The organism is Flavobacterium sp. B330r, from assembly GCF_056824325.1.
This window is the reverse complement of sequence record NZ_CP124860.1, coordinates 954,327-978,108: the sequence shown is the minus strand read 5'-3', so window position 1 is coordinate 978,108 and position 23,782 is coordinate 954,327. Positions and strand designations below refer to the sequence as shown.

At 33.4% G+C, this 23,782-nt stretch carries 26 protein-coding genes and 1 tRNA gene; 8 read left to right on the top strand and 19 right to left on the bottom strand.

The window, feature by feature from the left end; genetic code table 11:
- The first annotated feature begins 56 nt into the window (after positions 1-56).
- The 4 genes from mutL to QLQ95_RS04440 are packed head-to-tail and all read left to right on the top strand — an operon-like array spanning position 57 to position 4,776.
- Positions 57-1,997, top strand: coding sequence for a DNA mismatch repair endonuclease MutL (gene mutL, locus QLQ95_RS04455; protein WP_482502797.1), 1,941 nt, complete (start codon positions 57-59; stop codon positions 1,995-1,997).
- Positions 1,994-2,806: a rhomboid family intramembrane serine protease gene (locus QLQ95_RS04450; protein WP_172426882.1), complete on the top strand. Its 813-nt coding sequence runs from the start codon at positions 1,994-1,996 to the stop codon at positions 2,804-2,806. The genes mutL and QLQ95_RS04450 overlap by 4 nt, the downstream gene beginning before the upstream one ends.
- Positions 2,807-2,848: 42 nt before the next feature.
- The gene (locus QLQ95_RS04445; RefSeq protein ID WP_379801433.1) at positions 2,849-3,712 is read left to right on the top strand and encodes a rhomboid family intramembrane serine protease; all 864 of its coding nucleotides are present in this window, start codon (positions 2,849-2,851) and stop codon (positions 3,710-3,712) included.
- Between the two features lie 17 nt (positions 3,713-3,729).
- Complete coding sequence (locus QLQ95_RS04440; RefSeq protein WP_172426883.1) at positions 3,730-4,776, top strand: endonuclease/exonuclease/phosphatase family protein; 1,047 nt, start codon at positions 3,730-3,732, stop codon at positions 4,774-4,776.
- An 89-nt stretch (positions 4,777-4,865) separates the two neighbouring features.
- Here the strand turns inward: QLQ95_RS04440 and QLQ95_RS04435 are convergent, their stop codons facing one another.
- The 7 genes from QLQ95_RS04435 to QLQ95_RS04405 all read right to left on the bottom strand — a co-directional run bounded on the left by QLQ95_RS04435 (position 4,866) and on the right by QLQ95_RS04405 (position 10,783).
- Complete coding sequence (locus QLQ95_RS04435; protein ID WP_095929437.1) at positions 4,866-5,480, bottom strand: WbqC family protein; 615 nt, start codon at positions 5,478-5,480, stop codon at positions 4,866-4,868.
- Positions 5,481-5,571: 91 nt separating this feature from the next.
- On the bottom strand, positions 5,572-7,125 hold the full coding sequence (gene lepB, locus QLQ95_RS04430) for a signal peptidase I (protein ID WP_320493111.1): 1,554 nt from the start codon (positions 7,123-7,125) through the stop codon (positions 5,572-5,574).
- 56 nt (positions 7,126-7,181) lie between these two features.
- A complete protein-coding gene (gene dapB / locus QLQ95_RS04425; protein ID WP_482502794.1) occupies positions 7,182-7,883 on the bottom strand; it encodes a 4-hydroxy-tetrahydrodipicolinate reductase in 702 nt (233 codons plus the stop codon).
- Between the two features lie 40 nt (positions 7,884-7,923).
- Positions 7,924-8,484 (bottom strand): DUF5683 domain-containing protein, encoded by a 561-nt coding sequence (locus QLQ95_RS04420; protein ID WP_095929440.1) that lies wholly within the window; start codon positions 8,482-8,484, stop codon positions 7,924-7,926.
- Positions 8,484-9,386 (bottom strand): ParB/RepB/Spo0J family partition protein, encoded by a 903-nt coding sequence (locus QLQ95_RS04415; protein WP_095929441.1) that lies wholly within the window; start codon positions 9,384-9,386, stop codon positions 8,484-8,486. Before QLQ95_RS04415 ends, QLQ95_RS04420 begins: the two co-directional genes overlap by 1 nt.
- Positions 9,387-9,391: 5 nt before the next feature.
- On the bottom strand, positions 9,392-10,159 hold the full coding sequence (locus QLQ95_RS04410) for a ParA family protein (RefSeq protein ID WP_008464569.1): 768 nt from the start codon (positions 10,157-10,159) through the stop codon (positions 9,392-9,394).
- A gap of 219 nt (positions 10,160-10,378) precedes the next feature.
- Entirely contained in the window at positions 10,379-10,783 is a 405-nt protein-coding gene (locus QLQ95_RS04405) for a septal ring lytic transglycosylase RlpA family protein (RefSeq protein WP_482502792.1), read from the bottom strand.
- Positions 10,784-11,010: 227 nt separating this feature from the next.
- Between QLQ95_RS04405 and QLQ95_RS04400 the strand changes: the two genes are divergently transcribed.
- Positions 11,011-11,829, top strand: coding sequence for a hypothetical protein (locus QLQ95_RS04400; RefSeq protein ID WP_482502791.1), 819 nt, complete (start codon positions 11,011-11,013; stop codon positions 11,827-11,829).
- A gap of 110 nt (positions 11,830-11,939) precedes the next feature.
- Positions 11,940-13,181 (top strand): hypothetical protein, encoded by a 1,242-nt coding sequence (locus tag QLQ95_RS04395; RefSeq protein WP_482502789.1) that lies wholly within the window; start codon positions 11,940-11,942, stop codon positions 13,179-13,181.
- 84 nt (positions 13,182-13,265) lie between these two features.
- On the opposite strand, the gene QLQ95_RS04390 is transcribed toward QLQ95_RS04395, so the two are convergent.
- From QLQ95_RS04390 to QLQ95_RS04380, 3 genes are all read right to left on the bottom strand, one after another.
- Positions 13,266-14,632, bottom strand: a protein-coding gene (locus tag QLQ95_RS04390) for an IS3 family transposase (protein ID WP_414655674.1) whose coding sequence is annotated in 2 segments (ribosomal slippage) — positions 13,266-14,164 and positions 14,164-14,632 — 1,368 coding nt in all. Because the reading frame shifts where the segments join, the coding sequence is not laid out codon by codon here.
- A gap of 174 nt (positions 14,633-14,806) precedes the next feature.
- Positions 14,807-15,058, bottom strand: a complete 252-nt coding sequence (locus tag QLQ95_RS04385; protein WP_482502787.1) for a GIY-YIG nuclease family protein — start codon at positions 15,056-15,058, stop codon at positions 14,807-14,809.
- A gap of 55 nt (positions 15,059-15,113) precedes the next feature.
- A tRNA-Pro gene (locus QLQ95_RS04380) sits at positions 15,114-15,188 on the bottom strand.
- A 176-nt stretch (positions 15,189-15,364) separates the two neighbouring features.
- Between QLQ95_RS04380 and trxB the strand changes: the two genes are divergently transcribed.
- On the top strand, positions 15,365-16,312 hold the full coding sequence (gene trxB / locus QLQ95_RS04375) for a thioredoxin-disulfide reductase (RefSeq protein WP_095929443.1): 948 nt from the start codon (positions 15,365-15,367) through the stop codon (positions 16,310-16,312).
- Positions 16,313-16,443: 131 nt separating this feature from the next.
- Here the strand turns inward: trxB and QLQ95_RS04370 are convergent, their stop codons facing one another.
- The 5 genes from QLQ95_RS04370 to QLQ95_RS04350 form a co-directional block, all read right to left on the bottom strand.
- Positions 16,444-17,304 (bottom strand): GIN domain-containing protein, encoded by an 861-nt coding sequence (locus QLQ95_RS04370; protein ID WP_253251799.1) that lies wholly within the window; start codon positions 17,302-17,304, stop codon positions 16,444-16,446.
- Positions 17,305-17,387: 83 nt separating this feature from the next.
- Positions 17,388-18,122 carry a head GIN domain-containing protein gene (locus tag QLQ95_RS04365; protein WP_428239113.1) on the bottom strand — a complete coding sequence of 245 codons (735 nt, stop codon included), beginning with the start codon at positions 18,120-18,122 and terminating at the stop codon, positions 17,388-17,390.
- 3 nt (positions 18,123-18,125) lie between these two features.
- Entirely contained in the window at positions 18,126-19,889 is a 1,764-nt protein-coding gene (locus QLQ95_RS04360; RefSeq protein ID WP_428239114.1) for a PspC domain-containing protein, read from the bottom strand.
- Between the two features lie 3 nt (positions 19,890-19,892).
- Positions 19,893-20,225 (bottom strand): PadR family transcriptional regulator, encoded by a 333-nt coding sequence (locus QLQ95_RS04355; protein ID WP_008464689.1) that lies wholly within the window; start codon positions 20,223-20,225, stop codon positions 19,893-19,895.
- A 126-nt stretch (positions 20,226-20,351) separates the two neighbouring features.
- The gene (locus tag QLQ95_RS04350) at positions 20,352-20,807 is read right to left on the bottom strand and encodes a DUF4870 domain-containing protein (RefSeq protein ID WP_095929566.1); all 456 of its coding nucleotides are present in this window, start codon (positions 20,805-20,807) and stop codon (positions 20,352-20,354) included.
- A gap of 255 nt (positions 20,808-21,062) precedes the next feature.
- Here QLQ95_RS04350 and QLQ95_RS04345 point away from each other — a divergent pair, with 255 nt between their 5' ends.
- Positions 21,063-21,515, top strand: a complete 453-nt coding sequence (locus tag QLQ95_RS04345) for a DUF4442 domain-containing protein (protein WP_095929567.1) — start codon at positions 21,063-21,065, stop codon at positions 21,513-21,515.
- Positions 21,516-21,648: 133 nt separating this feature from the next.
- Here the strand turns inward: QLQ95_RS04345 and QLQ95_RS04340 are convergent, their stop codons facing one another.
- From QLQ95_RS04340 to QLQ95_RS04325, 4 genes are all read right to left on the bottom strand, one after another.
- A complete protein-coding gene (locus QLQ95_RS04340) occupies positions 21,649-21,810 on the bottom strand; it encodes a hypothetical protein (protein ID WP_250837310.1) in 162 nt (53 codons plus the stop codon).
- A 113-nt stretch (positions 21,811-21,923) separates the two neighbouring features.
- Positions 21,924-22,610 (bottom strand): hypothetical protein, encoded by a 687-nt coding sequence (locus QLQ95_RS04335; RefSeq protein ID WP_482502784.1) that lies wholly within the window; start codon positions 22,608-22,610, stop codon positions 21,924-21,926.
- A gap of 19 nt (positions 22,611-22,629) precedes the next feature.
- Positions 22,630-23,295, bottom strand: coding sequence for a hypothetical protein (locus QLQ95_RS04330; protein WP_482502783.1), 666 nt, complete (start codon positions 23,293-23,295; stop codon positions 22,630-22,632).
- A 3-nt stretch (positions 23,296-23,298) separates the two neighbouring features.
- Entirely contained in the window at positions 23,299-23,721 is a 423-nt protein-coding gene (locus QLQ95_RS04325) for a hypothetical protein (protein ID WP_482502781.1), read from the bottom strand.
- Between the last annotated feature and the right edge of the window lie 61 nt (positions 23,722-23,782).

Genomic DNA, 23,782 nt, shown 5'->3' with positions numbered 1-23,782 from the left:
TTGTACTTCTTGGTTTATAAAAAACCTAATCTAAACTTTAAAATTATTTTTGCTTAATGTCGAGTATTATTCAATTGCTTCCTGATCACGTTGCTAACCAAATTGCTGCTGGAGAAGTGGTTCAAAGACCAGCTTCAGTCGTAAAAGAATTGTTAGAAAATGCTGTTGACGCCAAAGCAACTGATATCAAATTAATTATAAAAGATGCTGGTAAATCGCTAGTTCAGGTAATTGATAATGGTGTTGGAATGACCGTTACAGATGCCCGTTTGTGTTTTGCCCGTCATGCTACTTCCAAAATCCGCCAGGCAGAAGACTTATTTTCGCTTGGAACAAAAGGTTTCCGTGGAGAGGCTTTGGCTTCTATCGCGGCGATTGCGCACATGGAAATGAAAACCAAACAGGATCAGGATGAACTTGGAACGCATATTGTAATTGAGGGAAGTAAATTTGTTTCGCAAGAAGTGGCTGTTTTGCCAAAAGGAACTTCATTTGCGGTTAAAAACTTGTTTTTTAATATTCCAGCTCGCCGTAATTTCTTAAAGTCCGATACGGTTGAATTTCGCCACGTGATGGATGAGTTCCAGCGTGTAGCATTGGCACATCCAAATATTCATTTTAGTTTTTATCATAACGGAAGTGAGATGTACAATCTTCCTGCAGCAGGATATCGCCAGCGAATTGTTGGTATTATGGCAGGAAAAACGAATGAAAAATTGGTTCCTGTAAACGAGGATACCGAAATTATAAACGTTCAAGGTTTTGTATGTAAGCCTGAGTTTGCTAAGAAAAATAGGGGTGAGCAGTTCTTTTTTGTAAACGATCGATTTATAAAAAGCAGTTTCTTGCATCATGCTGTAATGTCTGCATACGACGGATTGCTGAAAGATGGTTCTCAGCCAAGTTATTTCTTGTATCTGCAGGTTCCGCCAAATACCATAGATATTAATATACATCCAACTAAAACAGAAATTAAGTTTGATGACGAGCAAGCATTGTATGCTATTTTAAGAGCATCTATCAAACATAGTTTAGGGCAATTTAATGTTGCTCCTGTTTTAGATTTTGACAGAGATGCCAATTTAGATACGCCATACCATTATAAAGATATGGAAGTGGGAATTCCAACGATTCAGGTAGATGGAACTTTTAATCCTTTTACTGATGATAAAACCAATCAGCATTATAGTAAAGCCGCTTCGGGATCATCAGGATATAGTTCGGGGTCTTCTTTTTCATCTTCGTCGGGATCATCTTCTTCTGGGGTGTCGTATTCGGGTTATTCCAAAAGGGTAGAACCAACCACAAGCTGGGAAAGTTTATATGTTGGTTTAGATGTCGAAAATCCAGAAAGCATAGAAAGTTCGCCATTCACATTTGAAAATGAAGAAGTGACTTCTTCTTTGTTTAATGATGAAGATGTAGAACAAGCTACTCAGAAAACGTATCAAATTCATAAAAAATATATCGTTTCGCCTATAAAATCGGGAATGATTATTGTGGATCAGCAGCGTGCGCATCAGCGAATTTTGTACGAACAATTTTTGCTGAATATGACCGTTAATCAAGCTTCGAGCCAACAGTTGCTTTTTCCTTTAGATTTGTTTTATTCGGCATCTGAAATGGAATTAATAGAAGAATTAAAACCTTCATTGGAAACAACAGGATTTGTTTTTGACGAAAGTAAAACTGATCACGTTGTAATTTCTGGAATTCCTGTAAATATTACAGAAAGTGAAGTCTCACAGGTAATCGAACAATTGTTAAGCGATTTGCAAGATGGAATTCCAGCAAATAGTTACAGTCAGAACGATACAATTGCCAAGTCAATGGCCAAAAGTTTAGCGGTTAAAACAGGATCTTATTTAACCGAAAAAGAACAAGATAATTTGGTAAACGGATTGTTTGCTTGTAAAGATCCGAATATTTCACCTTTTCAAAAACCTACCTTCATTACCATGCGTGTTGAAGATATAGATAAAAAGTTTGCTTTATGATGAATATGACTCCAGTAGTTAAACAACTGCTTATTATTAATATTATATTTTTTATTGGCTCTCAAATAGTACCAGTTTCTTATGACTATTTAATGATGTATTATCCTGAGAGCGATAATTTTAGGGTATGGCAGATTATTACGCATATGTTTATGCATGCGCCATTGCCAAATTTTGCACATATTTTATTTAATATGTTTGCATTGTATAGTTTTGGTTCTGCATTAGAACATTTTTGGGGCGGAAAGAAATTCTTGTTTTTTTATATCTCTTGCGGATTAGGTGCGGCATTGTTGCACACTGGAGTAAACTATTTGCAATTACAGTCCCTTCTAAGTTCTGTTTCTGATTTGAATTTGTCTAAATCAGAATTACATTTGATTTTGAATGCAAACTATTCATCATTATTTGATGCGAGCGGAAAAATGGTGCAAGGTGATATTGCTGCTATTTTAAACAAAGTGCATTGTACTCAAGAACAATTCAATGCACTGGCGCAGTCGAGTGCTATAGTTCAGTCACCTGTTTTAGGTGCTTCTGGGGCAATTTATGGTTTGCTTACAGCTTTTGCATTTATGTTTCCAAATGCACAGCTTGGCCTAATGTTTATTCCTATTCCAATTAAAGCAAAATATTTTGTTCCTGGAATTTTAGCAATCGACTTGTTTTTAGGCTTTAAAGGAAGCTCTTTATTTGGAAGCGGCGGTACAGGTATAGCGCATTTTGCCCACGTTGGAGGTGCAATTACTGGTTTTTTAATGATGTGGTACTGGAAAAAAAATCAGTTTAATAACAACCGTTGGAATTAATTTTTAACTTTAAAGTACAAATTCTAAAACAAAAGAGTTTCTATGAATATTTTAGACGATTTAAAATTACAATATAGATTAGGAGGTATTGCCATGCGTGTCATGTACTGGAATATAGCATGTTTTATTGTATCGCTTATTTTCTTCTATAACTATTCAAATGGTTTTTTTAATTTTCCAAGTTGGATTGCTTTGTCTTCAGATCCTCAGGTTTTTATGTTTAAACCATGGACTTTTTTAACGTACGCTTTCTTTCATGATGGATTTTTGCATTTATTGTTTAATATGATGGTGCTTAATTTTGCCAGCTCTTTGTTTCTCACGTATTTTACTCAAAAACAATATTTAGGATTGTATCTTTTAAGCGCTCTTTTTGCAGGAGTGGCTTTTGCGCTGAGTTTTTATCTGTCTAATATTGGTGGTTCCATTGTTGGAGCATCGGCTGCCATCATGGCAATTTTGGTTGCTACAACAACTTATTCTCCGCTAATGAATGTTCGCTTGTTTCTATTTGGAAATGTAAAGCTTTGGCATATTACTGCTGTTATTATAATTTTAGATTTGATGCAGTTTCGTCTTGGAAACATGGGTGGGCATATTTCTCATCTAGCCGGTGCCTTCTTCGGATTTGTTTATATTAAATTGCTACAAAACGGTACCGATTTAAGTACTATCGTTTCTAAAACTTTAGATTTCTTTGCGAATCTTTTTAAAAAATCTCCTACGACCCCATTTACAAAAGTTCATAAAAATTACAGAAAACCTACAGAAAAAACCACATCAAGAATTGTTACTAAAGATAAAACGCAGCAACAGATTGATGAAATTTTAGACAAAATAAGCCAGTCGGGATACGACTGCTTGACAAAAGAAGAAAAAGAGTTTTTATTTAAAGCTGGAAAATAAACTTGTAGGAGATAAATATGAAAAACCTTTCTTGGTTTAATAAAATAATGTTCTTTTTGAACATAGTGCTGACTGTGCTTACATTTAGCGTCTATGTTTTGCCTTTTTTAGCACCTAAAAGCTTTCCGCTTTTATCGGTGCTTACTTTGTTTATGCCAGCCTTTTTTGTGGCCAATATATTGTTTTTTATCTATTGGGGAATTCAGTTTAAAAAACGTCTTATTTTGTCTGGTTTGGTTTTGCTAACAGGAATTACATTTATTAGTAAATTTTATAAGTTTTCTGGTAAAGAGTATGTGAAGGACGAAAAGGATTTTTCTGTGATGAGTTATAATGTACGTCTGTTTAATGTCTTTAAATGGCTGGATCGTGATGATATTCCGTCCAATATTAAATCTTTTATCGACGAAAAAGATCCTGACATTTTGTGTATTCAAGAATATTCAAATTCTGCACATTTAGATTTAAAAGTATATCCGCACCGTTATATTTTTATTGATGGTAAAAAAATTAAAACGGGGCAGGCTATTTTTTCTAAATTTCCTATTATAGACGAAGGAAAGATTGTTTTTCCGAAATCAGATAATAATGTTGTTTATGCTGATATTAAGCGAGGAAAAGATATTATTCGTGTCTATAACATGCACTTGCAATCCATTAAGATATCTCCAGATGTAAGTGAGATTTCTGATGATATTGATAATGTAAATCAGAAAAAATCACAGCGTATTTATGCTAGAATCAGTAAAGGGTTCACACAGCAGCAAGAACAGGCTGAAATTTTTAAAGAGCATATTAAGAAATGCAATTATCCGATTATTATTTGTGGCGACATGAATAACAGTCCGTTTTCTTATGTTTATAGAAGTATTAAAGGCAAGCTAAAGGATGCCTTTGAAGAAGCGGGAGAAGGTTTTGGAGCTACTTATAAGTTTAAATATTATCCTGCAAGAATTGACTATATTTTTACAGACAGTAAAATGAAAGTAAAGCAATTTGAAAGTTTCTCTGATTTCGAAAACTCAGATCATTATCCCATAATGACAAGACTTTTGGTGGAATGATTTATTAGCAGAAAGTGAAAAGTGAAAAGTGAAAAGTTAAGGCGATATGAGAATTCATAATTCATAACTTATAACCCGTAATTCATATCTTATATAATTTTCTGTGTTTTTAGATAATCCATTGCAAACTTACCTTCATTAAAAAGTAAATCCAAAACACTTAAATTGTTGATGAAGCCATGTTTGTCGTCAAAAACCTGAGTGTATTTTTCGAAAGAATTTGCATCTTTTTTACCATTTGCCAAATATCTGAAATCGGTAAAATCATTTACTTCATGAAAATATTCTGTTGTTTTTCCAAATTCTAATTTCATTCTAAGACATTTCGTAACAATGTCTAAAACTTCGAAGTTTAAATCCATCAAAAATTGGTGTTTTTTCTCAAAAATAGCAGCAATATCGTCTTCAAAGTACTCGAAGAACGGAGAGCTTCTATATGCCGCTTCAAGCGATTTAAAATGCTGTTTCTGCCAATCAAATTCGTTTTCGATCAAAACGTCTTTTGTTTTCTGATGTGTCGCTTTAGAATGCTTAACAGGGATATTTAATAATTGAATTCCATTAGGACTATAGATGTAAGTTCTATTTCTATTAGTTTGTTTCTGAAAATTATCTTCCATTTCAAAAGTGATGCTGTCAGATTGCGCAATTACGGCAAAATGACTGATAGATGGAAAATAAGTTGGAAGTATTAAGGAATTCATTTCGTTTTGTTTCAAGTTTAAAAGTATCAGGTTTCAAGTTGACGTAAAAACGTGAAACTTGAAACCTGATACAAAAATAACTTTTTTTTAATTATGCTTTATTCTCTCTTCTTTTTTTCCAAATAAAATCTCCTACAAAATAGATAGCTAGAAGAATTAAGAAGTATTTGAAGTAAGATTGAGGCTGACCTTCACCATCTACAGTTGTAAATACTCGGCTCCAGCGAACTTTATTGATGCCTTTTCCGTTAGTATCCCAGCTCATCCAAATGAAAACTGGTTTTCCTACGATATGATCTTCTGGAACATAACCCCAGTAACGGCTATCTTCTGAGTTATGACGGTTGTCTCCCATCATCCAGTAATAGTTTTGTTTGAAGGTATATGTTGTTGCAGGTTTTCCATTAATTATGAATTTTGAACCTTGCAGTTCTAATGTATTTCCTTCATAATTGGTGATAATCTCTTTGTAGAAAGGAAGAGACTCATTTGTTAGGGCAACTGTTTTTCCCGCTTCAGGAATGTAAATAGGTCCCATGTTGTCTTGGTTCCATTTGTTGATGTGAGGGAAAATGTCGTTGTTGTCTCCTGTGTCAACTTTTCTAATTACAGCAGTAACTCCTGGAGTGTGTTTAAATCTTTCTGCTCCAGCTTCTGTTAATGCACCTAGATAAAGAGTGTCTCTTTTTTCAGTTCTAAAACCTGCTGGATCTGTAATATCTAATTCTTTGAAGATACTTTCAAAGTCAATAGATGTTTTTCCGTCTAATGCTACAGCGTATGAGTACTGAGGCTTTGCTCTTTCAGGTAAAACTAGTTTTTTTCCATTAATAAAAACATAACCGTCTTTTATTGATAAGCTGTCTCCAGGAATACCAACACATCTTTTTACATAGTTTGATTTTTTATCAATTGGCTTGATAACACCCGGTCTTCCTTTTGGTTCAAAGAAATAGTGAACTGTATCGACGGGCCAGTTGAAGACGACAATGTCGCATCGGTTTATTTTCTGAATAGCTGGCAATCTAAAATAAGGTAATTGTGGCCAGCTTAAATATGATTTACTTTTTGTTAAAGGAATAGAGTCGTGAACCATTGGTAATGCAACAGTTGTCATTGGAACTCTAGGGCCGTAGTTTAATTTGCTTACAAATAAGAAATCACCAATTAATAAAGATTTTTCTAAAGATGATGTTGGAATTGTGTAAGGCTGTACAACATAAGTATGGACTAAAGTTGCGACTATAATGGCGAATAATAAAGAGCTAACAGTATCTGCTGCTTTATTTTCAGGAGTTAATTTACGCTCTTTATGGTATTCTAATTTTTGAGTGTAATTAACAACATAAATGTAAAAACCGAATGTGAAAAGTCCTAAAATAGTGTCTAAGGTTGATTTTTTACCAAAGGTTCTTAGTGTTTCCACCCAAATAACTGGAAACATAATTAAGTTGATAATCGGGATGAAAAGTAGTAATGTCCACCATGTTGGGCGTCCGATAATCTTCATTAAAACGATAGAATTGTATACCGGAATTGCTGCTTCCCAGCTTTTTCTTCCTGCTGCCTGATACAATTTCCATGTTCCAAGAAAATGAATAATTTGAACGGCTAAGAAAAATACGAACCAAGAGTAAAGTGTCATAATATTGTATTTTAAGTTTCAAATTCAAGTTTTTAATAATCCTGAATTTTGGTCGATTATTGTAAGTTTAGTACATCTTTCATAGAGAAAATTCCCTGTTTTCCTGCTAGCCATTCTGCTGCAACGACAGCGCCAAGGGCAAAACCTTCGCGGTTATGAGCAGTATGTTTAATTTCGATGCTGTCGATAGCAGAATCGTAATTTACAGTGTGTGTTCCAGGTATTTCTCCAATTCTTTTTGCTTCAATATGAATTTCATTCTTTTTTGCTTCATCCATAGTCCAATTTGCGTAGTCGCTGTTTTGGATAACGCCTTGAGCTAAAGAAATAGCTGTTCCGCTAGGAGCATCAAGTTTGTGGATATGGTGAATTTCTTCCATCGAAACTTTATAAGAATCGAATTGCTTCATGATTTTAGCTAAATATTCATTTAGTCCGAAGAAAATATTTACTCCCAAACTGAAGTTTGAACTTGAAATAAATCCTCCTTTTTTCTCATTACAAAGTGCAATCATTTCGTCATAATGTTCTAACCAACCAGTAGTTCCTGATACCACAGGAACATTAGCGTTAAAAGATGCAGAAATGTTGCTCACTGCTGCTGATGGAACGCTGAAATCGATGGCAACATCGGCTGTTGAAAGCCCGTCATAGGTGTTGAATTCATCTTTCCTTAAAACTATTTCATGACCTCTTTCTAAAGCAATTGTTTCGATTACTTTACCCATTTTTCCGTATCCTAAAAGCGCAATTTTCATTATGATTTGTTTTTTGATTTTTTAAATAGAATTCAATCTATTAAAACTTATAATTAAAAGTTAGACCAACGTTTGGTTTGAATGTTACATCGGCAGGATAAATTTCTGGACGCATTGAAAGTCTTTCGTTTACGTTAAATTGTATCAACGCAGCGTCAACATTGGCATCGATTATGTTTAAAACATAGAATCCAACAACGAATAAAGCAGATAAATCTCTATTTCTTTGGTAGAATTTTTGTCCGGCAATAAGTCGGCTATCATCCAGATATTTGTAATTGTCATCGTTATAACCTTCTAATCTTCGTTTGTAGGCGTCACGATAATCATGGTATTTTTTATTGTTGTCTATGTAGAAATACAAACTTGTTCCGATTGCTCCGTAAACCAATGGAATTTTCCAGTATTTTTTGTTGTATGCTTGGCCTAAACCAGGTAGAACTGCAGAGTAAAAAGCTGCTTTTGCTGGTGTAAGCGGGTCTATTTCTTCTAATGATGTGGTGTCTTTTACGACCAAAACCGTGTCTTCTTTTACCTGGGCAAAAAGAGAAACGGTTCCTGTTAGAAAGAACAATAGACCAATGGGGACAATTTTATTCACTATCCGTTTATTAATTTCATAATTCTGTTAAAGTCAGCTTCAGAATTAAATGGAATTGTAATTTTTCCTTTTCCGTTACCAGCGACTTTTATATCAACTTTTGAACCAAAATAATCGTTGAAAGAATTTTTTTGAGTTTCTCTAACTACGAATGCAGCATCTGCTTTTGGCTTTCCATCTGCTTTTGGCTGTAAACCTTCGTGGTAATTTTTAACTAAAGCTTCTGTTTCGCGAACAGATAGATTTTGGCTAACGATTTTTTGGTAAATATCGGTTTGAACATCTAAATCTTCGATATTGATAATTGCTCTACCGTGTCCCATGCTAATAAAACCATCACGAATACCGGTCTGGATAATCGGATCTAATTTTAAAAGACGCAAATAGTTGGCAATTGTCGAACGTTTTTTACCCACTCTTTCACTCATTTGTTCTTGAGTTAATTGAATTTCGTCGATTAAACGTTGGTATGATAAAGCAATCTCAATTGGATCTAAATCATGACGTTGGATGTTTTCAACCAAAGCCATAACCAATGATTCGTTGTCATTTGCAATACGAATATAAGCAGGAACGTGAGTTAAGCCTACTAATTTAGACGCGCGAAGACGACGCTCTCCAGAGATTAACTGGTATTTGTTAAAATCTAATTTACGAACAGTAATAGGTTGAATTACACCAAGTTCTTTAATAGATGTGGCTAATTCACGTAATGATTCTTCATTAAAATTGCTTCTAGGCTGAAACGGATTTATCTCAATCGCACTTATTTCAAGCTCAATGATGTTTCCAACAACTTTGTCAGCATTTTTGTCTTCTACTGATTTGATGTCGTTTTCCGGATCTTTTAATAATGCAGATAATCCTCTTCCTAAGGCTTGTTTTTTAATTACTTTTGTCATAAAAACTATTTGCTGTTTTTCTTTATAATTTCCTGTGCTAAATGAATATAGTTTACGGCACCTTTGCTTGTCGCATCATAATTAATGATACTTTCTCCAAAACTTGGAGCCTCACTTAGTTTTACATTTCGCTGAATTACAGTATCAAAAACCATATCGTTAAAGTGTTTTTGAACTTCTTCTACAACCTGATTTGATAAACGTAATCTTGAATCGTACATTGTTAGTAATAAACCTTCAATGTCAAGATCTGGGTTGTGGATTTTTTGAATACTCTTAATAGTGTTCAATAATTTTCCTAATCCTTCAAGTGCAAAATATTCACATTGAATAGGAATAACTACAGAATCTGCTGCTGTTAAAGCATTCAAGGTTAACAAACCTAAAGAAGGTGCGCAGTCGATAATGATATAATCATATTCTTCTTTTGCTTCTTCCAATGCTTTTTTAAGCATGTATTCGCGGTTTTCTTTGTCAACCAATTCAATTTCGATAGCAACAAGGTCAATGTGAGCAGGGATCACGTCAACGTTTGGAGCTGTACATTTTAAAACGGCTTCTTTTGGTGTTACAGTATGTTCAAGTATTTGGTAAGTTCCGGTTTCAACTGTTTCTACGTCAATTCCAAGACCAGATGTAGCATTGGCCTGTGGATCAGCGTCGATTAATAATACTTTTTTCTCTAAAACACCTAATGAGGCAGCAAGATTTACTGATGTAGTAGTCTTTCCAACGCCTCCTTTTTGATTAGCAATAGCAATGATTTTGCCCATTTATTTTCTGAATTTTGAACCGTAAAAATACAATTATTTATGGTTTCTGAAAATCTATTTTGTTAACATTTGTGAAAGTGTGCCTAATCGGGCTTTCATGGGTGTTTGATAGAAAATTATTCTAGTTATGAATGAAGTTATTAATAAGTTTTTGATACAATTTAGTGGTATTCTTGCCTCAAAAAGACAAGAATCTAATTTTGATGTGAGAAAAACTTCTTATTTTAAAATCTCGATAGTGACATAAACTAAGCCACTTTTTTTATTAGATGCAATATCCATAAAAGCTCTTTTGCTGAGATCAATTTCTCTTCCGTTAACAAAAGGTCCTCGATCTGTAATTTCTACGATCGTGAATTTATTGTTAGCCTCGTTTGTTATTTTTAGTATTGTGCCAAAAGGGAATTTTTTATGTGCAGCAGTTAGCTCATTGTTGTCGAATCTTTTTCCACTTGCTGTTTTTCTTCCATTAAATTTATCATGATAATAAGAAGCGTGGGCATTTTTCTTATATAAGACACTTTCTTTTGCTAATGAACACGAATCTATTGAAATGATGTTTTTTTCTTGCGCAATTATAGCAGTAGAAAAAACTAAAGCAATAAATAATAGAATCTTTTTCATTTTGTTTTCTTTTTCTATTTGGGGCAAAAAAAAACTATTAAAGAAAAAGAGATGTCTTGGATAAGGCATATTTATGTTAGAAAAAGACAAAATTTAGAGATTTTGTAGTGTTTTTGATAAGAAAATTGAGATCAAAAGCGGACTCGAAGGTTGAAGATTATTGCTATTTTGGGCTTTCTTAAAATTATAATTATTACAATCTATCAAACCACAAAATGAACATTCTTATGAGTAAAAAAGCAATTTCATTATTTACAGCATTTGCATTTATACTGCTTTTATGCAGTTTTACTTCGTCGTTTTTGAATAACGAAAAAGTAGAAGGGAATAAAAAAATTGAACGCAAAATTGTTTACAGCAAAAAGAAACATAGTATTACATTATCATGGTCGGCTTTTGGTTCTTCTGGAAATTATATAATTACGAGAGGGGGCAGTCGTTTGGCATCTGATTTTGTTTCAGTAGGATCAACTTCTAAATTGATATTTACCGATAATAAGCCGAATGCAGCTAAATATGAGAATTATTATAAAGTAACTCGAAACGATGTTACCATTATAATTTCGCTCGAAAATCAGATTTTTGGAGATCATATGTATTTCTACGATAGAAAACATGAAAAAGCTGAAACAGCCCGAAATGAAATTAACGCACAATTTGGCAGTATTGGTTTAGGCGGTGCAAATGGAGAGTGGACAACAAAACGTCAGGCTTATTATTTTAAACCAAATCTTAAGGGACAAACCTACGATTTGGGCGGATCGGGTTCTGCATCGTCTGCAGCATCTAATGCCATAGAATTAGGGTTTTATTCTCATATTGGAGGTTTAGGAAAAGTGCCTTCAGATGTTAAATTGGGAGCAATATTTACAAGGCCTCATCTTTCTGGTGGAGCAAATGCGACTTGTACATTTTGGCGTTCTGTTGAAAATGTAGAAGTAATGCGTGATTTTTCATGGACGGTTTCTCAGTCAACTAGCGCCAGAAGATTGCTGATTGAAAATACTTCAAAGTATATTTCGGATATTGGAGATACTAACTTCTAGGGCAGCGGCGGTTTTATTGCAGATACTCATTATACATCTGCAAGACCGAACTGGGGTGGACAGCAACAATGGTATACTAGAAATTCTGTTTCCCTTCCGGTTCTGAGGCTATGGGAGGATCGTATAATATGGTTTGGCAGGGATGTGTAAATCCTCCTCAGGCAGATGATGCCAATTCTCCAATTCCGACAACTCCTATTATACGAGAAAAACCTTTTCTTTTTATCGATAATGACGGAGAATATAAAATTTTTGTTCCGGCTTGGCAAAAGGATAGAGTTGGAGTTTCATGGTCGGCAACAGATATAGGGAAAGGTGAAATTCAAGATTTGATTGCAAACTGGTATGTGGCTAAAGAAGGAGATACTGATGTAGAAATTAATGCTGCATTGAAAGCGGGGAAAAATATATTTTTCACTCCAGGGCACTATGCTTTAAATGCTCCGATTCAGGTAAACAGAAAAGATGTCATACTTCTGGGGGCTGGTATTGCTTCTGTGACGCTAGAGCCAACAGAAAAAAATACTTGGGGTTGTATTTATGCCGATGATAAAGACGGAATTATCATTGCTGGACTTTTAATGGATTCATCGAATAGTACGATCTATCAAGTTAGAATTGGTAATGAAGAAGCAAATACAGATCATAGTGCAGATCCTATTTTGCTTAGCGATATTACTTGCCGAGTGGGTGGAGTTCAGTCAAAAAATATTCAGATTCAGGCTTCTATGCAAATAAATAGCAATAATGTTGTAGGAGATCATTTCTGGTTGTGGCGTGCCGATCATGGTTCGCAGAAAGGTGGCGACGCACGTTGGAAAAGAGATAGATGTAAAAACGGACTTATTGTAGCGGGAAATGATGTGACGCTTTATGCCTTGTTTGTAGAGCATTATCAGGAATATGAAGTATTATGGTTAGGAGAACGTGGTCGAACTTTCTTCTTTCAAAACGAACCACCATACGATGCGCCAAATCAGGAAAGCTGGAGCAGTCAGGGAGGTAGAGTTAATGGTTATGCTGCATTTAAAGTAGCAAATTCGGTAAAAGAACATCATACTATCGGGATGGGGTCTTATGCAGTTTTTACAGGAACGGATGGGAATGTGAATAAGAAAAATGGTTTTGAAGCGCCTAATAATCCAAATGTGAAATTGGAAAAAATGTGTATTACCCGTTTTGCAGGTTCAGGAAATATTCAGAATGTTATTAATGGTACTGGCGGAAGCACGGCAACTGGTGTAAAACGTGTGGCATCATATAATAATGGAGAAGGCGTACAGCCTTTTGATGAAGAATTTATTTTGCCTAGTAAAGAATCTTATCCTGTTTATATAAGTATGGAGAAATAAAATTAGTAATAAGTTTATTAAAGATAGCCTCTAAAGAAAGATTGTTTTTTTAGACTGCACCCAAAAGTTTAGACAAATTAATAATTAAGTTTTATAATAATGAGCTCGATATTGTATCGGGCTCATTCCTTTTAGATTAAGTTTAATTCTGTCATTATTATAATAATTTATATACTCGATAATCTCTTTTTTCAATTGATTAATGGAAGTGTATTTTTTAAGATAAAACAACTCTGATTTTAATATTCCAAAGAAGTTTTCAATTATTGCATTATCAAGACAATTACCTTTTCTGGACATGCTTTGCATAATTCCTTTTTTCTTTAATAAATGCTGATATTGTGTCATTTGATACTGCCATCCTTGGTCAGAATGCAGAGTCAGATTAGTATTGTCCGGTATTTTTTTAAATGCTTTTTCAAGCATATTTAAAACTTGATTAAACACTGGTCTTTGCGATAAGTCATAGCTGATTATCTCTCCATTAAACAGATCGATTATCGGCGATAAGTATAATTTATTGCCAGAAACATTAAATTCAGTGACATCGGTTGCCCATTTCTGGTTAGGTATATCAGCCTTAAAATTGCGCTGTAGCAGATTAGGGGCTATCTTTCCCTGCTCTCCTTTATACGATCTGTACTTCTTGATTCTGATTAGACTTTTTAATCCTAAAAATTTCATCAATCGAAGCACTGTTTTGTGATTAATTAAAATCCCCTCTTTTTTGAGTAATAGAGTAATACGTCTATATCCTAATCTGCCCTTATGATAATTGTAAATCTGTTTAATTAAATCTTTTATCTCTTGATATTTATCGATTACCTGACCTTTCTTTTCATAGTAATAATACGTGCTTCTAACCATGTTCATACAATTTAGTAAAAGATCTAAATCATACTTATGCCTTAATTCCATTATGGTTTGAGCTTTTTGTTTTGATTGGCTTGCTCGGCTTGAACTAAGGCGTTGAACTTTTTTAGAATTTCGTTCTCAGCGCGCAGGTACTCTAACTCCTTTAAGAGTTCCTCTTCCCTGGTTAAAGGTTTGTCTGTTTTTCGTTGCTTTCTCTTAAAATTCATAACTGCTGGTCTGCCACGTGATTTAAGTTCTAAGCCTGCCAAATCATCTTTTGCATATTTTCTTTGCCAGCTTATTATGGTTGACTGCGCTGGAATTTTGAAAATCAAGCAGGCTTCATCCAAAGATAATGACTTATTTTGAATGGTTTGTATCACTTTTAATTTAAAGTCTACAGTATAAACTTTATTTTTCTGCCTTGGTAAAAGACCTTCAATTCCAAATTCATTATAGCGGCTAATCCAGCATGTAAGGTTGCTTTCAGCTATCTTGTTTGCTCTAGCTGTGCCTTTAACCGAGTTATGCCTTTTCATAACTTCTTCTACACAACGAAGTTTAAATTCACAATTGTACTTGACTTTTCTTTCCATAAAAATGCCCCCAAATAGTGTCTAACTTTTTGGGGGCAGTTCATTTTAGAGGCTATTTTTTTAGATAGTGTAAAAACAAAAAAGCCGAACATTTCTGTTCGGCTTTTGTCGGGGTGGCAGGATTCGAACCTGCGGCCTTCCCGCTTGAAGGCGGGACGCGATAACCGGGCTACGCTACAAATGATATATGAAATCTATGTCTTGTAGGTATCTTTTTGCACCACGTTTTTTTATTTTAGTTTCTAAAATCATCGCTTCAGATCTTGAGTCAAGTTGAATTGTATAAATGATTTTCCAAGGGACGCCGTTTTTTGTAGACAAGGATTGTCCATTATTGTGTCTATTAAGTCTGTCTTCCATATCATTAGTTTGACCAATGTAGAACTTTTCTTTTTTAGCGCTGTAAAGAATATAAACGAAAAACATAAAGTGTAAAATTTTAAGAAAAACAAAAAAGCCGAACATTTCTGTTCGGCTTTTGTCGGGGTGGCAGGATTCGAACCTGCGGCCTCCTGCTCCCAAAGCAGGCGCGATAACCGGGCTACGCTACACCCCGAAGATGTAATTTTGTTGTAGTGCCCGAAAGCGGATGCAAAGATATAAATAAATTTGATTTGTAAAAGGAAAAAATGAAAATAAATAAAACTTATTTCCACATAGCTATTTCAGATTTATTTTAGACGTTATTTTTTATAATAAAGTTTACATTTGCAACTCAAAAATACTATTACTATGTCAAATACAATCGAAAAAATTAAATGCCTTATTATAGGTTCTGGTCCTGCAGGTTATACTGCGGCTATTTATGCGGCTAGAGCTAACATGAATCCAGTATTATATCAAGGAATGCAGCCTGGTGGTCAATTGACAACTACTAATGAGGTTGAAAACTTTCCTGGTTATGTTGATGGAGTAACAGGACCTGAAATGATGATTCAGTTACAAGATCAAGCAAAACGTTTTGGTGCAGACATTCGTGACGGATGGGCAACAAAAGTTGATTTTTCTGGAGATATTCATAAAGTTTGGATTAACGATACAATCGAATTACACTGTGAAACTGTAATTATTTCTACAGGTGCTTCGGCTAAATATTTAGGATTGCCATCAGAACAGCACTATTTAAATATGGGTGGTGGAGTTTCTGCTTGTGCAGTTTGTGACGGATTCTTCTACAGAAACCAAGATGTTGTTATTGTTGGAGCAGGAGATTCTGCTTGCGAAGAAGCACATTACTTATCTAAACTTTGTAAAAAAGTAACGATGCTGGTTAGAAGCGAAAAATTTAGAGCTTCTAAAATCATGGAAGAGCGTGTTCGTAAAACTGAAAATATTGAGATTTTAATGAATCATGATACAGTTGAAGTTTTAGGAGACAACAATGTTGTTCATGCTATTAAAGCTTTAAACAAAACAACTGGCGAAACAATCGAAATTCCTGCAACTGGTTTCTTTGTGGCAATTGGTCACAAACCTAATACAGATATTTTTAAAGATTATATCACTCTTGACGAAACTGGTTATATCGTAAATACACCAGGAACATCTAAAACAAATGTAGATGGTGTTTTCGTAGCTGGTGATGCTGCAGATAATGTATACCGTCAGGCAATTACGGCTGCGGGTACAGGTTGTATGGCGGCTTTGGATGCTGAAAGATATTTGGCTTCAAAGGAGTAAGTTAAAAAGTTTCAAGTTTCAGGTTTCAAGTTGTTGGAACTTTGAAATCTTTGTAATAAAAAATCCCAGTCTAAAATTTTTAGACTGGGATTTTTCTTTTTCGGTATATTGATTTTTAAACTTTAAAAAGTTTACAATGTCGTTGTTTTTGCTTTTGTTGCGCCTGGCTTTTTAATTAGTTTTGCTTCTTCGCTAAAGCGTGTAAGGTCTATTTTTGGATCGCCATATAATGAAATTTCAGACTTGTCTCCAGCTGCTATTGCAATGGTGGTATCTGCTAAAATAGTAGCAACGGCAGAACCTTCAGCGGTAACATTTGCATCTTTCAAAGTAAATTTTGTTCCTGTAAAAACAGAATTATTGTCTAATCTAATAGTTGCTTTTTCGGCAATGCCTTCAATTGCAGCAGTTGCTTTTTGATACAAATCACATTTGAATTTTACAGCAGAAACCAATGTTTTAACCACGGCATTTTTACTCAATTGTAAATTTCCGTCTTCGGCTTTCAAGTTTAATTCTGTTCTAGATTTATCATCGGCAATTAAAGTAAATCTCTTTGCATTTACATTCAGATACAATTTAGAATAATCAACGCAATTCATCGTAATATCATCTAATTGCAATTCCTGAATAGCATAAACAATAGCTTCATTTTTAGTGATTACTTTATTTAATGATTTAGTATAAGTAACCTTAACAGATAATTTCTTGAATATAGAAGATTCTTTATTGGTATATAATCGAAGTGTTTTTTCTCTTAAATCCATTCCAATGATATCGTGAAGATTGTCATCGGCTTCAATTTTAATTTCGTTTTTTTCTCCTTGTTCCAAATAAACTTCAATATTATCATCGACTTCAAGGGCATCAAAACTTCCAACTTCTTTTATTGAGGTTGTCACAATTTTAGAACCTTTAATTTTTTCTCTTTTTTGAGCGAAAGTAAGAGTCGTAACACATAATAATAGGAGCAGGGCTGTACTTTTTTTCATTAATTCTAGATTTGATTTTGACAAATATAAAAAAATCATCCACTTTTGATGAATGATTTCGTTTATATTTAACAGTTGCGTTTTTAGCTTTTATTTACGCTTCCTCCAGATGTTGCCGATTTTTCAATTGTTTTTGGAGTACCGCCATAGTTAATATTTCCTCCGCTAGAAGCGTCTGCTTTTAAGCTTAAGATTGGTCGTACAGAAACTGTTCCTCCGCTTGAAGCATCTGCCTGAACATCATTGGCCATTAATTTTTCGGCATCAATACTTCCTCCGCTAGAAACAGAAGTAGTAAGACTTAATGCTTTACCTTCAATATCTATAGATCCGCCACTTCCAGCATCTATTGCGATTCTGTCAGATTCAATTTTAACATCCATCGAAGCTGCACTAGAGGCTTCTAAAGTAATGTCTTCACCTTGAATAAGTCCATTGGTTTCGACAGTTGAAGCGCTTGAAGCTTCTATTTTATGAATAGCAGGCATTTTTACCGTTACCGTTTTTGATGTAATATTGCGGAAAGAGCTGTATTTGCATTCTATAATAAGTGTTCCGTTTTCTACTTTAGTAACGATTTCTTTTTGAAGATTGTCATCAGCTTCAACGGTAATTTCTGTAACATCAGACTGTACAATAACCAAATCGATAGCATTGCTTACAGAGATGTTTTTAAACTCTCCTTGAACGGTTCTTTTTTCTGTTGTAACATTGCCGCTTCCTTCAATTGCATTCATGTTAAAATTACATGAAGCAAACAATAAAGCAGTAATAGCTATGATTATAAATTTCGTAATATGAATGATTATTTTTATCATGGTTTAGTTAGTTTTGATTATTACTCCGTTTTTATCAGTGGTTAGTCTTCCTTTAGTTTTTTTTCCGTTAATAACTTCTTTTCCGTTAATTTTAACCGAAACTTCTCTTACCGTATCATTGGCTTCAATTTGAGCATCATTAATGGCATTATTAACTTCTTCGTTTATATTCTCGTAGTCAGTTTCATCATTATCATTATCTTCATCAGCAGGACAGTTTAAACATTTTACTTTAGACCCGATAACTTTGTAATTGTAATCTCCGTTGTAATTTAATTCAAAGAAATTGTCATCTGAATTATAGTAATCTCTTACAGAAGAATCTGGTTTAACTAATTGCCCTTCTGGTAAGTAAAGATAGATGTCAACTTCTTGGCCTCTAAATTTGTTTTTTACATCTGTCAGAAAATAGTTATCCAAAATTAAATGATTTCCGTTAACTTGAAACTTATAATCGATTTTTTCTGCTCTTTTTTTAGCATTTGTAAAAGAGTTTCCTCTTGCACTTTTTTCAATCTGCATAAATGGAGTCGATTCGTCTGTGCGTAATACGTGTATACGTACATCATTAGAATAAATCAGTTCTTTGTTTGCAGAATCTTGTACAAACTCAAATTCTCTATAGTGGTTCAAGCTTTTTGTGTAATAATCATTGTACTTGAACTTAATGTATAAAGTATCGGTAGGTTTGATTGCCAGAACTTTTTTCTCTACTACTTTATTATCGTATGAAATTTCAGTTGCCTGTTTGATTCCGATACTAGTAAGAATTGCGATAGAAATAATCCAAAGAGCTAAAAGAGTGTATTTTGTTATGTTTCCGATTGATTTTAAATTTGGAGATAACAGTTTAAATCCTAAAAGAGTTAAGAAGAAAAACGGTATTCCAACAGCAAAGAACATTAACAATCCGAACGACCAAAGCGGGTATTCTGTAAAGTTTCCAGCTTCAACAAAATTCTGCCAAGGGAAATCAATAAAAATATTAGTTCCTAAAGTAAATACGCCAATCAATAACATGATTAAGGTAGAAATCCCTGAGATAATTAAAATTACGCCTAAAAATTTAGCAAAGATTTTAAAAACCGTCATGACAAAGTCTCCAAATGAACTACTTATTCTCCCAGCTCCCGACTTTACTTGGTTTCCCATTTTGTCATAATCCGCATTTTTGAATTTCTCAGAAAGCGAATCAATTTCTTCTCTAACTTTTTTTTCGATGTTAGAAATGGTTACTGGTTCTCCTGTCATTTCCAATTTTTCAGAAGTTGTAACAGCTTCAGGAGTTACAATCCAAAGAACGAAGTAAGCTAAGATTCCTGTTCCAAAACCTGCAAAAACAAAGATTAAGAATATGATTTTAATCCAAACGGCGTCAATTCCGAAATAATGTCCTAAACCTGTCGCTACACCGCCAATCATACCATTTTCTTTGTCACGATATAATTTTTTGTGTTTTCTTGCGCTGTAGTTATTGAAAGATTGATTTGCATTTTCTTCGTCTTCAATTCTATAATCTTCTGGTTGACCCATTACAGCAATCACTTCGTCAACATCTTTCAGTCCAACAACATGTTTTTCGCTTTTTTGTTTTTCTGTCAACAATTCAGAAACACGCATTTCGATATCTTTAATAATTTCATCTTGTCCAGATGAGTTGTTAAGTGATCGTTTTATAGCGTCAAAGTAGCGTGTCAATTTTAAGTATGCATCTTCATCGATGTGAAAAAACATCCCGCCTAAGTTAATATTTACTGTTTTGTTCATGACTTATTGATTTTGATTGGTGATTAGATTTACGGCGTCAGATAATTCTGTCCAGGTGCCGCTAAGTTCGTTTAAAAAAGTTTGTCCTATCTCGGTTAACCCATAATATTTTCGTGGTGGCCCAGAGGTCGATTCTTCCCAGCGATAATTAAGTAAACCGTCATTTTTTAATCTAGTTAACAACGGGTAAACGGTTCCTTCTACAACTAGTAATTTTGCGTTTTTTAAAGTGTCTAATATTTCAGATGTATATGCGTCTTTTTCTTTTAGAACTGATAAGATGCAAAACTCAAGAACACCTTTGCGCATCTGTGCTTTTGTGTTTTCAATGTTCATAATTTCATTTTGTTTTTTTTTGATTGAACAATTCGTTTTTTGATTGATGATAATTTGATTGATGATTGATTGCGAAACTTATTTGATTTGATTGATGTTTCGACTATAACTTTTAATTTTTTAGTGTCACTTTATAAAAGGAATCGTAAGCGGATATTTGTATAATTCTCCGTTTGAAGCTTTTATTGAAGCATAGATCACTAAAAAGAATTCAACGAATTTTAAAACTCCAAAAAGGACCACAGCGGTAATTCCAACACTTAAAAGTCCAATGTTTGCTTGAAAGTTAAAGTTTCTAATTACAAAATCGTCGTCATTAAAAACAGCTTCTAACGGAAGATTCTGCAAAAAAACAGTAACGAAAATCGGAATAGCAATAAGTGCTAAGATCAAACTGTAAAGCAAAATGCTTAACTGAAAATTTAAAGCTTGTTTTCCGTGATGATCTGCAAATTCAGACTTGTCTTTATAGTTTGTCCAAATGATTAGCGGAAAAATATAGTTCCCAAACGGAATTATATATTGGCTTAAAGTACTCAAATGAGTAAATGATGCTGTATTCTTTTCTGATGTTTTTTCCATGATGAGTGGTGTTGTTGTTTCCATGATTAAAAGTATATAGTAATTTCTTATGCAAATATATGTCTAAAAGACAGTATCTTGTTTTGCATAGTACCAAATATTAACAAAAAATTAACAAATTTAAAACAGTGAAATAACATTTAAAAGACTGAAAATCATTCCGAATGCTTGTCTTTATTGGGAATCTTTTGATATGCGAATAATTTATTGTGCATGCATAGTTTTTTTGTATTTTTACAAGAAAAAACAAATCATATGGCACTTTCGGTCTCAAAACTTAACAAATTCGTCTTGTTCAAATTACCTTCTGCATACTTTTGTGGTGTGCGTGTAAAAGCAATTGATAGTGATAGTTGCATTGTAAGTGTCAAGCATCGCTGGATCAATCAGAATCCGTTTAACTCCATGTATTTTGCTGTTCAAGCTATGGCGGCAGAGCTTACAACGGGAGCTTTAGTGATTTCTCAGATTCAGCAAAGTGGAAAAAAAATTTCGATGTTAGTAGCCAACAACAAAGGGAACTTCACAAAAAAAGCGACAGGAAGGATTACTTTTGTCTGCAATGACGGGCATTTAATTACAGAGGCAATAAAGAAAACCCTAGAAACTGGAGAAGGGCAGACGTTCTGGATGAAATCTATTGGAACTAACGAAGAAGGTGTTCAGGTTTCTGAAATGGATTTTGAATGGAGTATTCGAGTTAAATAGTTTTTTTGCCGCGAATTCACGAATTACAATTTATGAACTTTGGCAAAGTTTTAAACCGTGGCAAAGTTTCACAACAGTATAAAAAAAGGCCTCAAATATTTTTGAGGCCTTTTCCATGAAATCATCATTTCAATTATTTTTTAACACAACAAGACTTTTTATCTTTTTTCTCAGTTGAGGTCTTTTTGCAACAAGATTCCTTTTTTGCTTTTTCTTTTGTTGCAGGTTTTGTTTCCTGAGCCATTACACCGATCGAAAATAAAGCAACTGTTACTACCGTGATAACTTTTGTCATTTTTAAATGTTTTTTAGTGTTAGAGATTATAATTGGTAAATCAAATATAAATTGATTTTATATCTGTAAGAATAGTTTGATTGTTAATGTTTTGATAAAAGTGGATTAAAACATTAAAAGCCATAAGCAACTTTACGCTCTTTATATTGACCTTTTTCTATAACCCAAGCCAATTCATAACTTCCGGCACCATCGCTATTGCTTGAAGAAATATATAAAATGTTAGAGTCTTTGTCATAATTTATTTGAGTTCTAAAAAGATTCGGTTCAAATAAATCCTCGAAAGCATTTTTAGGAAGTTCAATAGTTTGAGATCCTATGGTTATCGTTATGGATTTAAAAGTTGTTTTAGGAATTCCGCCGTCAGTTCCCCAAAAATGCTTCCCGTTAATTTTTTCTACGATCGATTTATTGTCTTTAAAATAGCTAAGTTTTGCAGTGTTTGATTGGAAATTTTTACTTTCAATACTAATAGTAATATCAGCTTTTTGGAAAACAACTTTCGTTTTAGTTTCCTTTACTAACGGAATTTTATCGAAATCTGATAAATACTTAACTCTATCTTTGTATAAATAACCACTTAAATCTTTGTTGTTTTTAGAATAATCTATATTGATCCAATTGTTTACTGGTTCAAAGCAATAGACAACAAAATCATTGTTTAGCTTATCTGAAATGTTATTTCCTTTTGAAGCTTCTGTTCTAATATTTACATATCCATCGTTATCTTTTATTACAGCAAATTGGGCAAAGGAAGTGTAACCAATTAATAATATAAGGGTAAGTTGTATAAATTTCATTTGTTTTTAAAATCATTTTTTAGACAATCCAAGCATCTTCTATTTTATCCACGACCCATTTGTTTTTTATTTTTTTGATGAAAATTCGATAACCATACCCGCACATACCGCCACATTCACTTCCTGCAGTGAGAATGCCATATTTTTTTTCATCATCAAATTGAATTCTGCTTAAACTAATAACTCCTCTTATAGAATAACAGCATTCATTGTAAAATCTTCGGTCATTTCCACGTGGTATTCTTGGAACGTAATGAAGCTTAAAAGCTTGATATGAATCTAATCTTTTTCTATTAAACTTATAATTGAGAGTATCTAAAGTATTGTTTTCTGAAGTTACGGCATCTTTAAAGTGGTCTTGAAGTTTTTTAGAATTGTTTCTTACAACTGTTTTATCCAAAAAAACAAGATCAACTGGAAATTTCTTTTTTTTAAATTCTGCTAGCTCTTTATTGAATCGCTTGTTTGATTCATTTCGTCGATTCAGTTTATATTCTGATGGATCAACTCCTGGCGGTGGAGGCGGGACATAAGTTAGCACAGCATTTACCCAAATAGAATCAATTAGTGCAGGATAAACTTTATACATTACGTCTTTTTCAAATTTCAAATTAGATTCTCTATTATTACAACCTGCTAAGATTATTAGTGAAATAAAAAGTAATGTAAAATAGATTTTTCTCATATTTTAGTTAAAAAAATTGTCGTCAATTTCAATGTTTAAAGATTTCATAATTATGCCTTTATAATTTTCTTTTAGTAATTTATGCATTGTTTGTTGTGATTTGAAAATGATCTTATAGTTATCATTTTCAATTTCAATGCTTTTAATAGATTTGCTAATTTCACTAATATTTTTATCGTTCCATCGTCCTCTTCCAAAATAAATATAGCCTTCTTTTTCTTCAGGATTATGAGGGACTAAATTAAAAACAATTGAATCTCCTTTTTTCATTTCATCCAATTGATCGTTTATCACTTGTGGATTTATTATCAATTTTACTTTGACATTACTTTCTCCTTTATTAGTAAACAAAATACCCTGTGATGGATCACAGCTTGTTAAAGTTATTCCAAGGATTAGGAGAAGTAAAAAAGATGTTTTCCTCATGATTATTGATTTTAAGAAAACTAAGATAAAATTTATTTCATTACTTAGAATTCTTTTCAAT

Bases quoted from the DNA above. Each gene is read 5' to 3' on its own strand.
- mutL (WP_482502797.1), top strand. From the start codon at position 57: ATGTCGAGTATTATTCAATTGCTTCCTGATCACGTTGCTAACCAAATT.
- QLQ95_RS04450 (WP_172426882.1), top strand. From the start codon at position 1,994: ATGATGAATATGACTCCAGTAGTTAAACAACTGCTTATTATTAATATT.
- QLQ95_RS04445 (WP_379801433.1), top strand. From the start codon at position 2,849: ATGAATATTTTAGACGATTTAAAATTACAATATAGATTAGGAGGTATT.
- QLQ95_RS04440 (WP_172426883.1), top strand. From the start codon at position 3,730: ATGAAAAACCTTTCTTGGTTTAATAAAATAATGTTCTTTTTGAACATA.
- QLQ95_RS04435 (WP_095929437.1), bottom strand. From the start codon at position 5,480: ATGAATTCCTTAATACTTCCAACTTATTTTCCATCTATCAGTCATTTT.
- lepB (WP_320493111.1), bottom strand. From the start codon at position 7,125: ATGACACTTTACTCTTGGTTCGTATTTTTCTTAGCCGTTCAAATTATT.
- dapB (WP_482502794.1), bottom strand. From the start codon at position 7,883: ATGAAAATTGCGCTTTTAGGATACGGAAAAATGGGTAAAGTAATCGAA.
- QLQ95_RS04415 (WP_095929441.1), bottom strand. From the start codon at position 9,386: ATGACAAAAGTAATTAAAAAACAAGCCTTAGGAAGAGGATTATCTGCA.
- QLQ95_RS04410 (WP_008464569.1), bottom strand. From the start codon at position 10,159: ATGGGCAAAATCATTGCTATTGCTAATCAAAAAGGAGGCGTTGGAAAG.
- QLQ95_RS04405 (WP_482502792.1), bottom strand. From the start codon at position 10,783: ATGAAAAAGATTCTATTATTTATTGCTTTAGTTTTTTCTACTGCTATA.
- QLQ95_RS04400 (WP_482502791.1), top strand. From the start codon at position 11,011: ATGAGTAAAAAAGCAATTTCATTATTTACAGCATTTGCATTTATACTG.
- QLQ95_RS04395 (WP_482502789.1), top strand. From the start codon at position 11,940: ATGGGAGGATCGTATAATATGGTTTGGCAGGGATGTGTAAATCCTCCT.
- QLQ95_RS04385 (WP_482502787.1), bottom strand. From the start codon at position 15,058: ATGTTTTTCGTTTATATTCTTTACAGCGCTAAAAAAGAAAAGTTCTAC.
- trxB (WP_095929443.1), top strand. From the start codon at position 15,365: ATGTCAAATACAATCGAAAAAATTAAATGCCTTATTATAGGTTCTGGT.
- QLQ95_RS04370 (WP_253251799.1), bottom strand. From the start codon at position 17,304: ATGAAAAAAAGTACAGCCCTGCTCCTATTATTATGTGTTACGACTCTT.
- QLQ95_RS04365 (WP_428239113.1), bottom strand. From the start codon at position 18,122: ATGATAAAAATAATCATTCATATTACGAAATTTATAATCATAGCTATT.
- QLQ95_RS04360 (WP_428239114.1), bottom strand. From the start codon at position 19,889: ATGAACAAAACAGTAAATATTAACTTAGGCGGGATGTTTTTTCACATC.
- QLQ95_RS04355 (WP_008464689.1), bottom strand. From the start codon at position 20,225: ATGAACATTGAAAACACAAAAGCACAGATGCGCAAAGGTGTTCTTGAG.
- QLQ95_RS04350 (WP_095929566.1), bottom strand. From the start codon at position 20,807: ATGGAAAAAACATCAGAAAAGAATACAGCATCATTTACTCATTTGAGT.
- QLQ95_RS04345 (WP_095929567.1), top strand. From the start codon at position 21,063: ATGGCACTTTCGGTCTCAAAACTTAACAAATTCGTCTTGTTCAAATTA.
- QLQ95_RS04340 (WP_250837310.1), bottom strand. From the start codon at position 21,810: ATGACAAAAGTTATCACGGTAGTAACAGTTGCTTTATTTTCGATCGGT.
- QLQ95_RS04335 (WP_482502784.1), bottom strand. From the start codon at position 22,610: ATGAAATTTATACAACTTACCCTTATATTATTAATTGGTTACACTTCC.
- QLQ95_RS04330 (WP_482502783.1), bottom strand. From the start codon at position 23,295: ATGAGAAAAATCTATTTTACATTACTTTTTATTTCACTAATAATCTTA.
- QLQ95_RS04325 (WP_482502781.1), bottom strand. From the start codon at position 23,721: ATGAGGAAAACATCTTTTTTACTTCTCCTAATCCTTGGAATAACTTTA.